A 14284-nucleotide genomic window follows, 5' to 3' on the forward strand; every position below is an offset into this window, starting at 1 on the left:
TCTAAAGGAGGCTTGAGGTGAGAATAGCACGCAGGACGTTTCTGACCGGAATTGCGAGCACGCTCCTCGTATCGCCTGCAATAGCGGACGACGATCGTCTCGAGTATCGCGAGTATTCTTTTACAGATTACTTTTCACCACGGCTCCGTGGTCGTTACCCTGTCCGTCCGGAGGATCTCAAGGCAGCAAATGGTATTGTCGACTCGTTGAAGGGAAAAGATTGCTATTCGGTGATGGAAGAACTGTCGCGCATTACTGAGGTCGGCTCGACCGGTGAACTCTTCAACATGCGTTGGAAGACGTTTGCAAACCCGCTAATCGTGCGCTTCTTCCATGACATCGGCTACAAGAACACCCCCTACCCTGGCGATTGCACGCCGTGGTGTGCCGCAACGCTCTCCTGGTGCCTGAAGCGCACCGGAAAGCGCGTTCCATCCGATCCAGCTTCATCACAAAGCTATCTCCGCTATGGAACGCGCATTACCGAACCCCAACAGGGAGACATTTGCGTGTTTGGCGATGTCGGCGATCGCGCTCATGGCCACGTCGGGTTATTTGTGTCCCGCAGCGGCGACACCTTGAGCATCCTCGGCGGAAACCAGGTTGGAGTGTCCGAGACAAATTGCGGTCCTAGTTTTCGCAAGAGCAAAATTGGAATCGCCCAGATTCCGATAAACCCCAAGAAGGACCGAAAAGTTGGCATCCACTATTTGGCTGCCTACGTACGACCCGTCTGATGGCACGATGCAGATGCCGCGGTTTGCGAATCTCTCGCGCGATGCGTTTGTCATTCGTCAATGAACGATACGCAACCGTAACCGCGTCCAAATGGACCGCAACTCGAAAAGAGTCGGCTCACGAAGTGTGGGGTGCCAAGACAAACGCTATACTGCGCTCCGCAGCCATCTTTCGGCGCTTGTCAGATGCGCCTGGCCGGTAATCTCCATGCTTACGACCAGATCTCCGCTCCGGGTGCCAATTTTTGCAGATTGTATCGCCACTGAATACTTGACATCAGATGCTTCAGCGAACTCACGCCCCGTGCTGCTGAATTTCAACCGATGAGGCTTGGATTTCGCTTAATTCCGCCAAAAGCGGCCACTTACAATGCGAGCAGCGGCCTATCGAGGCCGCACATTGTCTGTCAGCCTCCTAGACCACCGCGCGCTCGTTCGGCGCGAATTTCCATTTCTGATCGGACGGGAAATCGCGCAGAAATGCTGCACTAGATGACGGAAAACGCCTTATGCGAGCGCAATGGCAGGACTACGTTTGACGTTACCGACGTAAAGCCAAGGTGCTTCTCGCTGCAGGAAGCGCACTGCTGATACTCAGCACTCAGTCCCAACTCGTCATCAGATCAGGTTCGTGCCACGTCGGCGTACGGAAAGCAGGAAGCCCATCTCGCAATATCGTCAGTAGATTGAAAGAGGCCGAATGGCCAGGGTAGGACGCAGAGTAGACAGACGCTTCCGCTTCCTTTGCGCTGGGTTGCCATTGCAAGATCGCCATCGCATCAGGACTCGGCTTCCACCGCAGGGACATGCACAGTCGACGGCGCAGTGCGCGACTAAACGCCTACACCGATCTTAGGTCCAAAGGAGTTGCGCGACAGCCGAATTCCAAAACGTCAATTTTATACAGCATCCGGTCTGGGGGCTTTCACAATTCGCTGTCGCGCCGCGGCCGGTGACACCTGAATGCCGATCCTGCGATGTCACGTTTTTGTCTATGCCCACCAAGCGCTTGGAAGTCACGACAAGGAACCTTCGGAAGAGGCGACCATGTTCGACGTATACGTAAGCGACAAACATCATTTGCTGGTCATCCCCCAAGGCTCGCCAATACCCGCTAGCGAGGCGCTCCGAAAATGGCGAAAGAAGAAAGCTCGAATGAATGGCGTCAGCCAGGAGATCAGATCAGCCGTTCAACGGCACGGCTACTACGTACGAAAGCTCCGAGATTTTCGCAAGGAATAGAAATAACTCCATCTCCGCGCGCCTTTCACCTGCTTTACGAGATGAAGCGCTCGCGGGACGCCCGAGTTGACCTTCAGCACGATTCCACTTGTCCGGTCGCTAATCGGCGACACCTCTTTCGTCGCGATCTCGAATTGACCGATGACTACACACTTTCGTCAACATCGACGTCGCGCTCGACCTAAGATGCCGCGCTCGATTGACGGCATTTGAACAACAAGGGCACCTGCATTGTGCTAGTCCTGCCGGCAACCATCGCGATGCTGAAAGACAGGTCAGGCACAAAGGATGACAAGCTGCGCGCACTTTACCTTCCCGGTTGTCGGGAGCATCCTTTGCTTGGTGAGCGTATGGCGATCAGGGCGGCAAGAACTGCACGTCGTGTTGCAAACGAAGGGCTCCGAGGACACGGCCTGCACGAAGACAACGACACCCCACAGCATGTGGGACGGCTCTCTGGTCGACCTCCAGCCTATTGTCGGGCCGTTACGCAGACGCGCTCGATGCCCTTCCGCTGCCGACGGGGCAAGCGCCTCTATACGCGACTAAGCACGAATCGCGGCAGGGGGAATGACACGCATGCTTTTAAGATACAGGCTCACGAACTTCTGCCGGCCGGAATGCCAGACAGAACTACGCCAACGTCCCGCGGACATCAGCAATGATTACGCGGGGCGATGAAATCGGATCTCGATCTTGAGCTAGCAAAAGGAGCAGCGCGCCTCAAAGCTATTCTGGACGACGCCGCGGGGAGTTCGTAGGCGACTCTATTTTGTTTGCCTCCGATTAGACATGTCCTTCGTCTTTAGCCTCTCGCGAACGGGGAATCGCGAGCGCTATCTGCTCCTAGCGATTGCTCCCGTTTCCGGCGCCGGTTGCGCAGCGACGGGACGAGCTTCCATCAAGTTGAGAATGGCGCGCCCTTTGGTTGTGATACACCAACCGCCGTCAGTTCGCTAAGCCGCTTCTGCGAGATAATGTCCCGCTCTGGCACGCGAGCTTCACAATCTCTTGGTGCGCTCGGCCCAATCGCGGCCACTCGTGGCCAAGATAGCCATATCGCGTTTGAGTTCGAGAAGTGAAGCGAAGCCCTCAGGAAACTCACTAGGATTTTGAGGACAGTAGCCCGGAAACTCACTTGAATGACAAATTATCACCTGGTCGCGCAGCTAAGGCCACATGGTGGGCGCCTGTGAGAGAGCTTCGCGCCCGATCTGTTCAAGGCGATCCCTTGTCCTCTCGCCGTTGCTGGCTGCCTCTAGAATCCTTGAGGCGACATGGGCACGGATCCCGGTCGCATATGGGGAAAGATTCTTGCATACGTCATCAAGCACTGAGCGCACGAGCGCAGCGGTCGCGGCGTCCAGCATCCTATGGCCCCTCCCATCACGACTGCCGAGAGACGATGATACGGATCTGCCCATCAGCACATCGAAGCCTAACAAAACCCTTGGGAACGAGCGCCAATGACCTAAATCATTGCCAATGCTAACTGCGCAACTTTGTCGAACAGCCGTCGCCACTGTAGCGCGACGTTTCGCCGTTCACAACCCGAACATCTGCTCTTCTCAGTCACTTCCGTCGACGAGCTTTGCCGCCGCGGGACGGAGCGGTCGATCGAGTTCAGATGAGCTGGCCCGACATGCCTGCAGCATTTCTGCGCTTATCCGATAAGAATGCACCTTTTCAGCGAGATCCTGCTTCAGTTGAGAGCCATCTCACCGCAACCATGATGTCGATTGACCCACGAATCACGCGAGCGTAGTTCCGACTGCGTTGGGTGTCGCCGGTCCCGATTTGACCAGTTTCTTTCTGAATGCGCGGCATCTCATTTCTGCTTTTGGCTATCGTGGTGGCGACACGCGGTCACCCTCAAATCAGTTTTGTGCCGCGTTCAACATCGCCGCGTCCAACATCGCCGCTGCCACCATTCAACGTGCCTCAGTCAAGCTACGGCCTCGTGACAGCGCATTGTCATCCGTGCAGCCCCGCAGCGATCCTGCGTATGTCAGCCCTATAACGCCCGATACCGGTACCGACCCGCTCTATAGTACTGGCCACGCGAGCAACGGAAAGACTGGGAGCAGCTTCATGGAGCGATTTGGGGGCAAAGTCGCAGTTGTAACGGCGGCGGCGGTGCAATCGGAGCCGCGATCTGCAGACGATTCGGGCGCGAAGGAGCAACCGTCGTCGCAGCCGACATGTCAGCTCCTAATCTGCAGCCAGTTGTCACCGATATCACTGCATGTAGCGGAGCGGGGGAGGCTGCTGTTGTCGACCTAAGTGATACGAGCACGTCCCGCGTAATGATCGACGGCATCCTCTCAAGACATCGGCGCATCGATGTTTTGGTGAACAACGCCGGGATTTTCCGAGGTGGCGATCTGCCCTCCTTGTCGGATGATGACTGGCGGTTGAGTTTTGCAGTTAATCTCGATGCATTATTTCATCTTTGCCGAGTAATCCTGCCTCGAATGATCGAGCGCTGCTCAGGAGCGATCGTCAACATCTCTTCGCAATGGGGGCTGAGCCCAGCACCTAGCAGCATCGCTTATAGTGTGACCAAAGCTGCCGTAGCCTCGTTTACACAGAACCTTGCTAGGGACTATGCACCTCACGGGATGCGAGTGAATGCAGTCTGCCCATGTGAGACACATACGCCTATGATGGATGAGGGGCTAAAGCGATCTGATCGAACGGTGGAAGACCTCAATAAGCTGTCCCATTTGGAGGCGTTGGTTCTGCGGAGGAAGTGGCGGCTCTTGTGGCGTTTCTGGCTTCCGATGAAGCGCCCTTCATTTGCGGCTCTTTGGTCGAGATTACTGGTGCGCGGGCGGTGCGCCTGAACCACAGCGCAGGCGAGCAGCAACTAGCGCAATTGCTATGACAGCGACAGATGGCAAGATGTCCTGCCGTGACGTCGATGGCCTTTGGCAGAATTACCCGTCCCAACGAGAGTATCCGGGCACAATCCTTCATAGATTTGTTACGGAAGCCAACTCTAAGGAAAGAAACTAGAAATGATTAAGAATCCAATTCCTTGGCCGAACGGCGCACGATGCGCTGTGGCCTTTACATGGGACGTCGATGCAGATAGCGCCGTTCATGCTGCGCGCCCAGATACCGCCGACAATTACGTCGCGACACTTTCATTCATGCGATACGATCCGGAAATCGCGGTTCCTCGCATTGTCGATCTTTTCAAAGTATATGAAATCCCATTGACGTTCTTCGTACCTGGCTGGACGATAGAAAACTACCCTGCGGCAGTCGAACTGATGCTCGAGCAATCGCATGAGATTGCTCATCACGGTTACCTGCACCATGACAACAACGCCATGTCCCGTCAGCAGGAACTCGACATTCTCGGGCATGGCATCGAGATAATCAATCGCGTATCAGGTCGCAGGCCGCTTGGGTATAGAACACCGATGATAGCCTCGAACGGTGTCTCGAGGCATACCATCGACCTACTTATCGAGCAGGACTTCTTGTACGATACCTCGCTTTACGGCGACGATATTCCATACGTGCTGCGAAACGAGAGAGGGTCTTTGATCGAGATACCATGTATCCAAGGCTTAGGAGATTGGTATCACTACATGAGCTGGCGAGATTTTGGCTATAGTACAGCCCTAAAATCTCCTGCTCATGCGGTCGATGTCTTCAAATCGGAATTTGACGCCGCGTGGGAATTCAAGGGAATGTGGATGTGTGTATGGCACCCACCGGTGAGCGGACGACTTGCACGATGTGCAGCCATTGAGCCGCTGATCAAGCACATGATTGAAAAAGGCGACGTCTGGTTCGCTTCGATGTCTGAAATCGCCTTGCACGTCCAGGACGTCATATCCTCTGGGAAATGGAAACCACGCATTGATCAGGTTCCCTACTACGCGGCGCCTGTCCGGGACGCCGTAGTCGCGGGATATCAGGCATCAGACTTAGGGCCGGGTACCCTCTGTCAACCTTGAGGAGTCCCTGTCCAAGAATGGCTGAGTCCGCTCGAGGAACTGGCCTGCCAACCTAAGCAATCTGGATTCTGGCTAGGAAGTCGTCCAACTCGTGCTTCAGCCGAGAGCTCTCTTCTGAGATCAACTCGGCGGATGTGAGCACCTGCTTTGACGCTTCTTCGGTTTGCATTGCTCCGTTAGTGACTTCGTTGGCCCTTGCCGCCACAGAGCTGGTTCTGGCCGCTGCTTCCTGCACATTGCCAGCGATGCTTTTGCTCGTTATTTCTTGTTCCCCGATGGAGTTGACAACAGTTCTGGCGATTTCCAAGATGCTCCCGACAGTCGCACCGATTTCGCTAATGGCGGCGATCGACTCATTCGTCGATGCTTGAATGGCGCTGATGTGCTTATTGATCTCGCCGGTCGCAAGCGCGGTTTGCGTGGCAAGAGATTTCACTTCCTGGGCGACGACTGCAAATCCCCTGCCAAGATCTCATGCACGTGCCGCTTCAATCGTAGCGTTCAGCGCAAGCAAGTTTGTTTGCTGGGCGATCGCGGCGATCAACTCGACAACGCTGCCGATGCGCTCCGCGGCAGCGGCCAAAGCGGCAATGCGCTGGTCGCTCAGTTCTGCCTTGAGAACCGCCTCGCCCGCTACATTGGCCACTTGTTCCACCTGCCGGCCGATGTCGACTATAGTTCCAGCCATCTCGCCTGTCGCTGCGGCGACGCGCTGGACGTTGGCCGATGCGTCTTCGGATGAGGCGGTGACTTCGACCGAGAGCTGCCGGCTCTGGTCAGCCGTGCGGGTTAGACTGCGGGCGGAGCTCTCGAGTTCATACGATGCGGATGAAACAGTATCGATGACCTTGCCGACGACGCACTCAAATTCTCCGGCGAGCCGCACAATATCCGCCTTACGCTGCGCGGCGGCGGCACGATCCTGTTCGGCCTTGGTTTCGAGTCCTGCTTCTGCTCTCTCGCGAGCTTTCCGCTTGAACATCTCGACTGCTTCGGTCATCTCGCCAAGTTGATCTTTTCGTCCAAGTCCCGGCAAAACAACATCGAACTGGCCCTCACCAAGCTGGCGCATTGCCGCGGTCATCGACGTGACAGTCTTTGCTATACGCTGGCCGAACAGCAGCGCCATGACACCTACAAGTATGGTTGAAAGTCCAATCATCCACATCAGCGACCGCCGAATTTCCTCTGATCGCAGTTCCGTAGCCCGCGAGCGCGCATTGGCTGCAGCCATGATTCTCGTAAGCGTTGGGCGGATTCGGTGATATATTTCTCCAAGATCCTCAATCTGATCGCTCAAGGCCTGCTGTGTTACCAAAGGACGCGAAGCTCGATTTATAGACGCGGATCAGCTTGAGAATTCGATATTTTACCTCCGCAGGCAGCTCAGCCTTAGTGAGTACGGTTTCGAATTCGGCCTCCCTCTCCGCCAGTTGATCGGCATATTTGTCATCGCCGCCATGGATGAAATCCTTTTCGTGCCGGCGCATCATCAGCATCGTCAGGCGTGGCTGGTCAAGTTCCGTCAGCCGCTGCTCAATAGCGTGAACGGCATTGCGTAGCTTGCCTTGAAAGCCGTCGTTCTCGTTGAACTCGCACCCAAGCATCACCAGGTTGTACTGCAACCCTCGCCTTTCCTGGAGATCGCGTTTGCTGCGCCAGACGTCGCCGCATACCGGCCCATACAGATTCGGTAGAAATGGCTAAGCATGCTCTCGCCTATGCCGCTGCGCGGCCTTGCGGCTGCTGAGTTGAGGTATTGGCAAGAAGCTACCGCTCCTGAATAAGCGGTGATGCATAGTAGCAGCCGATCGAAGCAAATTGGTGCAATTTGTCGAGCTCCGGCGCAGCCCTTTCCGCGTTCGAGCATCGCTATTCGATAAGTCGCGTCGCCGATCCAGGCTGACCGAATATGGACGAACCGCAATTTTGAATGATAGTGCAATTCCCGCAGGCCGACACCTTTCTCTTCCATCCACGAGGCGGTGGTGTTTCGCCCTTCTAACCAAGCCAGCCGCTGAAATACGTCGACGACCGCCCCACCCTGCGGGATTTAAGCGTGAGCAACGAATTCATTGCACTATATGGTATCGAGACATCGTTACTGTCCAAAGTGACATGAGATCGTGTCTTCGCGCATCCCATGAAGGGGACAAACGGCAGGAGCATGGAGGGAGACAGAGAGCGAGAGCCACATGACCAGACGATTGGTCCGGGCAGGTCGTGTGACGATCCGAGGCGACCTGTCGATGTGTTTCGGATACGCCTCCCGCTGACTTCCGCCCGGGAGTGTTCTATGAATGGCCGCTCGGAGACGATCGGCGACGATATCTTGGTAGACAAAGGAACTAAGTTATGAACCCGACCGGAGATGGAATACCATTCGAAAGAGAGGAATTTTCCCGTCGTTTGGCATTGGTCAAGAAGGAAATGGAACGGCGTGAGATGGATACGCTGCTCATCAGCGAACCATCGAACATCTATTATCTCACAGGATACGAGGCTTATTCCTACTATGTATTTCAAATGCTGGTAGTACATCGCGACCTTGATGAACCGGTCTGGATCGGTCGGTTCATGGATGCGGTGTCGGTACGGCGGATGACACGTCTTTCTGAAAAGGCCATCCGCCCCTATACCGACGAATATGTGCAATCATCAGAACGCGATCCAGTCGATTTCCTCGTTGCACAACTCAAAGAGATTTGCCCAACCCTTAAGGCCATCGGGACTGAGACGGGCTCGTTCTATTATACGGCAAGGGCCCATACCAAGCTCATTGGCTCTGTCCCAAACGTGCGCTTCGTTGATGCCGAACTCCTCATCAATTGGATTCGCATTCGCAAAAGTCCAGCCGAACTCGCAATCCTGCGGGAGGCCGGTAAGATTTCGGACGCGATGATTTCCGACGCTATCGAGGCAGCAAAACCGGGCATCCGGGAATGCGATCTGGCATCAGTGATTTACCAGCGCATGATCGCCGGCACGCCAGAATTCGGCGGTGTTCTACCCTCGAGCCCGACCTATTTGCTCACCGGCTCTCGATCAGGCGAACCGCATGCGCCTTGGACGGATCGTCCAATCGGCACGAATGTTCCTGTGAATGTCGAGACTTCTGGCTGCCGGCGGCGCTATCATGCCCCCATCAGTCGCACGATATTCCTTGGCTCGCCTCCTGACTCGTATCTCAGGCTTTCCAACGCCGTCGTCGAAGGTATCGAAGCGGCATTGGCTGAGGTGAAACCTGGTGTCACTTGTGCGGATATTGAACGGATCTGGCAAGCTACGATTGCCCGGCACGGCTTTCACAAGGAAGCAAGGCTCGGTTACTCGATAGGAATCGGTTTCTCCCCGACTTGGGGGGAACGCACCGCGAGTTTGCGCAGCAGCGATCTCACTGTTCTTGAGCAAGGCATGGCATTTCACATGATGCCAGGACTATGGCTCGGCGAGAACGGCGTCACGATTACACAGTCTTTCATTGTGACTGCAACAGGTCGGGAAGACCTGACAACATTCCCGCGACAATTGGTCATTAAGTAAGAGGACATGGTTACGATGCTGCTGATCCAGGGCCCGCGCAAGGCCGGTCGCACCGCTTACCTGGCACGACTATTCTAGCGTGGTCCCTGCGATCGGCTGCGCGGTACGTCTTCACATGCTCGTCTCCAGCATGTCCGGTTCGGCGGCTTTTCGTTTCTTCAGCCTTCCTGAGACAACAACAAGAGCGAGCGAGTTTGCAGAATGAACTCGCCCTCATGATTGTAGGCGCTGGTATTAGTGCCGTTCACCAAGCTGGCCACGATCACCTTACCGCGTTGATAGCCCCAGAGCGCCAATATCGACCCTGATCCTGGCTCAGGTCCCGGCCACAGGACACGTCTAGCTCGATCGGATGCAAAAGAGGGAGCTCTTCAGAACTGGGCAGATTTTTTCAAGTCTGCCCCTCAATCATCGGAATAACGCGGAGATCGTCCGTGCCAATGGTAATCCCAAGCGCGTCGCCGGACTTGGGGTGACGCCCAAATGAAAAGCGCTCCTCCATTGTCAGTTGCTCTCCCTTGACATCAAGTACAATCCGGGTCGCGCCTCCGCAATAATGCGAATGGAGGACGCGCGCGTCCAGCTTTTGGCCGGCCGCTCCATCGCTCGACAACTTAATGTGCTCCGGACGGATCACCACTGTGGCAGGCCCGGCACCCCAATGGCCCACGATGCGAAGACCAGCAGTCGAGGTGAAAGCACCACTATCGTCCACGGCCCCTTTTAACAAGGAGCACCAGCCGATAAATTTTGCGACGAACGGCGTCGCGGGCGTCTCATAGATCTCGCCAGGCGTTCCAATCTGCTCTACTTTGCCGGCATTCATGACCACGATTCGGTCTGACATTGTCAACGCCTCCTCCTGATCATGGGTAACGAACAAAGTGGTTACGTTGACCGATCTGACCACCTCCTGGAGTTCTTCCCGCATCCGTACTCGCAACTGTGCGTCCAGATTTGAGAACGGCTCGTCGAGAAGCAGCACTGCAGGTTCAATCGCGAGCGCCCGAGCGAGCGCAATGCGCTGCTGTTGACCGCCGGAGAGCTGGCTCGGCCGGCGCTGAGCTAAATGAGGCAACTCGACAAGCTTGAGCATTTCCTCAACACGCTTCGCGCGCTTCTCGCGCGGCCACCTCAAATTCTCCAAGCCGAACGCGATGTTTTCAGCAACTGTCATATGCGGAAAGAGCGCGTAGTTTTGAAACACCATGCCGGTATCTCGTCGATAAGGCGGCTGGTGCGTCATATCGAGCTTATTTATGAATATGCTGCCAGAGGATGGCTCTACAAATCCAGCGACCATGCGCAAAGTCGTCGTCTTGCCGCAGCCCGAGGGACCAAGCAGGCACAGGAGTTCTCCGCGCCGAGCCTGAAGCGAAATGTCGGCGACTGCAGCCGTATCGCCATAGAGTTTTGAAAGGGAGCGCAGCTCCACCACGAAGTCTTTGCTTTCCCGCACGACCTTCTCATCCTTTTCCTGCAATGCGAGCATCTGTCGTCCTACTACGCGAACCGTTCAGCCCCGATCAATCGCTCGACTGTCAGGATGACGGCCAGTGTCACCAGGATCATCAGGCTCGATACGGCCGCAACCAGGGGGTCATAGCTAGTATCCACGTAAGTGAAGAGTTGCACTGGTAATGTTACATGGCCCCCGTAGGTCAAGAACGCGGAGACCGTAACGTTTCCGAATGACGTGACAAATGCGAAGATCGCAGCGGACAAAAGCCCGGGCAGGATGACAGGCAGAGTGATGCGTCGAATTACTCTTAAGGGTGAAGCGCGCAGGTTCATCCCTGCCTCCTCGAGCACGCGGCTGTGCAAGCTCAGGCTCGCTAGAATGGTGCGCATCACATATGGAATAGCCAGTACCAGATGTCCCAGGAGCAACGGGTAGATCGTTTGGGTGAGGTTCAGCGTAGCGAAGAGCTGCAAAAGCCCAATCCCGAGAACAACCGCCGGAACAATCAGCGGTGAGAAGGCGAGCCCTTGCAGAAATGCCTTTCCCGGAAACGAGAAACGATTTATTGCAAATGCGGCGGCGAATCCGATCGCGAGCGCCATGGCGGCAACCAGCACGGCAACATAGGTGCTCGTCCAGAGCGCAGTCATGAATGGCTCATTCTGCCATGCCTCCCGATACCAACGAACGGAGAGGCCTTGAGGCGGAAAACTCAACGTGTCGCCGCTAGTAAAAGATGAAATAATTACCAGAACCGCTGGTAGCGCAAGCATCACGTACACAATTGCCCGGATGGCGGCTCCAGAGAAAGCCATCCCACGGTCAATAGGATCAACGCGCATAATGCGGCCCCTTCGCAAAAAGACGGCATGCAGCGAGCGCATTCAGCATCGCTGTAAGACCAAGACCGCTCACGAGCAAGATGAAAGCCATTGCCGCGCCGGATGGCCAATTCAATTCTGCCATGATGCGCTCATAGATCAGGCTGCCAAGCATGGCGACGCGATTTCCTCCAATCAGACGGGGTGTGATGAACGCCGAGATCGAGAGGACGAATACGAGGTTAAAGCCAGCAAGTATTCCGGGCATGGCGAGCGGAATAACGATCTTGCGAAAAGTGGCGAACCGATTTGCGCGCAGATTGGCCGCTGCGTGTTCGAGTACTGGATCGATTTGAGCAACGACACTCATGATCGATAGAATCATGAATGGAAGGAACTGCTGCACTAAGACGGTCAATACCGCTGGCCGACTAAACAGAAGTTGTTTCGGCGCCGAAGAAATGCCGAGGCCTAAAAGGAGCGAATTGACCACGCCATTTCGACCAAGAATGATCAACCAGCCAAATACAATGACCACAAGGCTGAGCGTCAGGGGCATAATCACGATGATAATGCGCCACCGCCTTGCCGGTGGCGCAAGCCGCGCGAGCGAATATCCGGTGGGAAATCCGATTGCCAAGCAGATCAGGCTGACGATGGCCCCATCCACAAATGTCTCTAACAGCACAGAAGAGTAATAAGAATCCGAAAAGAACCGAATGTAGTGGTTCAGACTAAAGCCGCTACCATCAAGAAGGTGACTACCAGGCAGAAAACTCGCCCTCAGCAATCCAAGGGTAGGCACAATCAAGAATACCGCGAGGAGCAAGATCATTGGCGCCAACAGGAGCGCAGGCGTTAGAGCCCCGCGGTTGGCAAATGGCTCTTTCATACGAGACCTTTGTGATTGTAGCGACTGAGCTATGAGACTGGACCGGCCGAACATCACACCGATAGGAATCAGCTACGTCCGGATTATCTTGTTCAACTCCTCGATCCAAGCACTGCGGTTCGCTATCAATTTTTCCCAATCAACCGTCCTTTTTAGGGCAATACGATCCGGCGAGTTGAACAACAGATCTTGGCGCAGGTCCTCTGGTAAAGTGACATCGGTCGTTACTCCATACCTAAGCGCCTGAGGTACACCGAGCATTCCCTGATCCGAGAGCAACTGCTCAGCATACGCGTATGCGGCCTCTGGATGTTTGATACCCTTGACGACATTGATGTAGCTAATGACCGAATAGACGCCCTTAGGCGGGACAACGCTTACGATGGGAAGGCCCTTGGTCCTTAGCTCGTGAGCGCGACCATCCCAGAATATGCCGGCATACACCTCTTCGTTTTGAAACATCTGGATCTCGGCGACATTCGTCTGCGCGAGTGCAACAATATTTGGCTTCGCCACGCTCATCACTTTTAGCGCCGGCTCGACGTTTGAGATCGAGCCTCCGTTCTCATCCGCCAAGCCGAGCAGGGTGAGAAGACTGCCGTATGTAGCGGAAGCCATAATAACCGCGCGGCCCGCTAGATCGGCGCGCGCAATGTCCGAGTACGACGCAATCGGCTGCTTAATGTACTTCGAATTGTAAACCGGGATTACCGAAGCGACACTGAATGGCACGCCATAATCGCCAAATTCGCGAAATCCTGGGAGGATCCGTTTGACATTCGGAACCTCGGTCGCCTTGATCTCCTCGATAATCCCCGCCTTGGTAAGTTCGACCATGTTCGGGCTGTCGCCCATAAACAGGTCATAAGGAGGATTGTCTCTATTGGCGATTAGCTTTACAAAGTCGGCCGATGTTGTACCGGGAATGAATTGGATTTTGAGCCCGTACTTCTCCTCAAGCGGCGCCGCAACACTCTTCTTTAGGGCTTCGTCGTAAACGCCGCCATATCCATTCACGCGCAACGTGATGCCGGAAAACTTCTTTGACTCGGCATGGAGATAGGGCGCAGCTAACGCGCTGGCAGCAGCTGTAGCTGCGACTTTAAGAAATGCTCGCCTCTTCATTTGCCTGCCTTATCCCTATTCATCCAGCTGGCAAGTTCTGGTTCTAAGCCCAGAAATTGCGCGCAAAGAACGCCACCAAGTGTGCGGCAACGGATCCCGGGGCACGGGCTGAACGCTCCCATGATCACACCTGCGCATGCTCAATTGCGGCCGCCCATTCTGCCCTCAAGAATACGAAGTTCTCGATAGGCATTTCACCGATGATAGGCCTCTTACAGCAGGAAATCTGCGCCACCGAGCCGAGCGCGGCACATTCTGTTCGTGAGTGGCAACAACTCGGTATCGGGGTGATCTCAGCACCGATGGCAGCCTAGTGACCGCCTCACGGCGCGACGGACAATCCGGATTTTGATCAGGCGAGCTAGCGGGGTAGCATATTTCTCGATGAATTTGTTCTGGCCGGCTTCAAGTCAATTCGTCGGGTGCATTCTCACCGAGGTCCAGTTGCGTAACGCACACCAACGGGACCTTGCCATGCCTTCTTGCGA

The 14284-nt window shown here is 55.2% G+C and carries 8 protein-coding genes and 3 pseudogenes; 4 read left to right on the plus strand and 7 right to left on the minus strand.

Translation table 11 applies throughout. The features are described 5' to 3' along the window. Positions 1-17 precede the first annotated feature (17 nt). Complete coding sequence (locus GGD66_RS42200) at positions 18-737, plus strand: CHAP domain-containing protein (RefSeq protein WP_183257819.1); 720 nt, start codon at positions 18-20, stop codon at positions 735-737. Positions 738-2842: 2105 nt separating this feature from the next. Here the strand turns inward: GGD66_RS42200 and GGD66_RS42395 are convergent. Continuing rightward, positions 2843-3117, minus strand: a pseudogene (locus GGD66_RS42395) (hypothetical protein); the annotation flags it as partial. 953 nt (positions 3118-4070) lie between these two features. On the opposite strand from GGD66_RS42395, the pseudogene GGD66_RS11780 reads away from it, so the two are divergent. Continuing rightward, positions 4071-4866, plus strand: a pseudogene (locus GGD66_RS11780) (SDR family NAD(P)-dependent oxidoreductase). Between the two features lie 133 nt (positions 4867-4999). Further along, positions 5000-5953 carry a polysaccharide deacetylase gene (locus GGD66_RS11785; protein WP_183257820.1) on the plus strand — a complete coding sequence of 318 codons (954 nt, stop codon included), beginning with the start codon at positions 5000-5002 and terminating at the stop codon, positions 5951-5953. A 52-nt stretch (positions 5954-6005) separates the two neighbouring features. Here the strand turns inward: GGD66_RS11785 and GGD66_RS42205 are convergent. Both GGD66_RS42205 and GGD66_RS11800 read right to left on the minus strand, forming a co-directional pair. Then, positions 6006-7187: pseudogene (locus tag GGD66_RS42205) on the minus strand (methyl-accepting chemotaxis protein). A gap of 49 nt (positions 7188-7236) precedes the next feature. Then, positions 7237-7578: a hypothetical protein gene (locus tag GGD66_RS11800; protein ID WP_183257823.1), complete on the minus strand. Its 342-nt coding sequence runs from the start codon at positions 7576-7578 to the stop codon at positions 7237-7239. Between the two features lie 730 nt (positions 7579-8308). Between GGD66_RS11800 and GGD66_RS11805 the strand changes: the two genes are divergently transcribed. Beyond that, complete coding sequence (locus tag GGD66_RS11805) at positions 8309-9496, plus strand: Xaa-Pro peptidase family protein (RefSeq protein ID WP_183257824.1); 1188 nt, start codon at positions 8309-8311, stop codon at positions 9494-9496. 391 nt (positions 9497-9887) lie between these two features. Here the strand turns inward: GGD66_RS11805 and GGD66_RS11810 are convergent, their stop codons facing one another. From GGD66_RS11810 to GGD66_RS11825, 4 genes are all read right to left on the minus strand, one after another. Beyond that, positions 9888-10988 (minus strand): ABC transporter ATP-binding protein, encoded by a 1101-nt coding sequence (locus GGD66_RS11810; protein ID WP_183257825.1) that lies wholly within the window; start codon positions 10986-10988, stop codon positions 9888-9890. An 11-nt stretch (positions 10989-10999) separates the two neighbouring features. Beyond that, complete coding sequence (locus GGD66_RS11815; protein ID WP_183257826.1) at positions 11000-11800, minus strand: ABC transporter permease; 801 nt, start codon at positions 11798-11800, stop codon at positions 11000-11002. Next, positions 11790-12671, minus strand: a complete 882-nt coding sequence (locus tag GGD66_RS11820) for an ABC transporter permease (RefSeq protein ID WP_183257827.1) — start codon at positions 12669-12671, stop codon at positions 11790-11792. The genes GGD66_RS11815 and GGD66_RS11820 overlap by 11 nt, the downstream gene beginning before the upstream one ends. A 72-nt stretch (positions 12672-12743) precedes the next feature. Continuing rightward, positions 12744-13796 carry an extracellular solute-binding protein gene (locus GGD66_RS11825; protein ID WP_183257828.1) on the minus strand — a complete coding sequence of 351 codons (1053 nt, stop codon included), beginning with the start codon at positions 13794-13796 and terminating at the stop codon, positions 12744-12746. Positions 13797-14284 lie beyond the last annotated feature (488 nt).

The sequence above is a fragment of the Bradyrhizobium sp. CIR48 genome (genome assembly GCF_014198315.1).
GTDB lineage: Bacteria > Pseudomonadota > Alphaproteobacteria > Rhizobiales > Xanthobacteraceae > Bradyrhizobium.

What these genes read in the sequence shown, in the direction of transcription:
- GGD66_RS11825 (WP_183257828.1), bottom strand. Translation starts at nt 13,796, where the DNA reads ATGAAGAGGCGAGCATTTCTTAAAGTCGCAGCTACAGCTGCTGCCAGC.
- GGD66_RS11785 (WP_183257820.1), top strand. Translation starts at nt 5,000, where the DNA reads ATGATTAAGAATCCAATTCCTTGGCCGAACGGCGCACGATGCGCTGTG.
- GGD66_RS11810 (WP_183257825.1), bottom strand. Translation starts at nt 10,988, where the DNA reads ATGCTCGCATTGCAGGAAAAGGATGAGAAGGTCGTGCGGGAAAGCAAA.
- GGD66_RS11820 (WP_183257827.1), bottom strand. Translation starts at nt 12,671, where the DNA reads ATGAAAGAGCCATTTGCCAACCGCGGGGCTCTAACGCCTGCGCTCCTG.
- GGD66_RS11815 (WP_183257826.1), bottom strand. Translation starts at nt 11,800, where the DNA reads ATGCGCGTTGATCCTATTGACCGTGGGATGGCTTTCTCTGGAGCCGCC.
- GGD66_RS11805 (WP_183257824.1), top strand. Translation starts at nt 8,309, where the DNA reads ATGAACCCGACCGGAGATGGAATACCATTCGAAAGAGAGGAATTTTCC.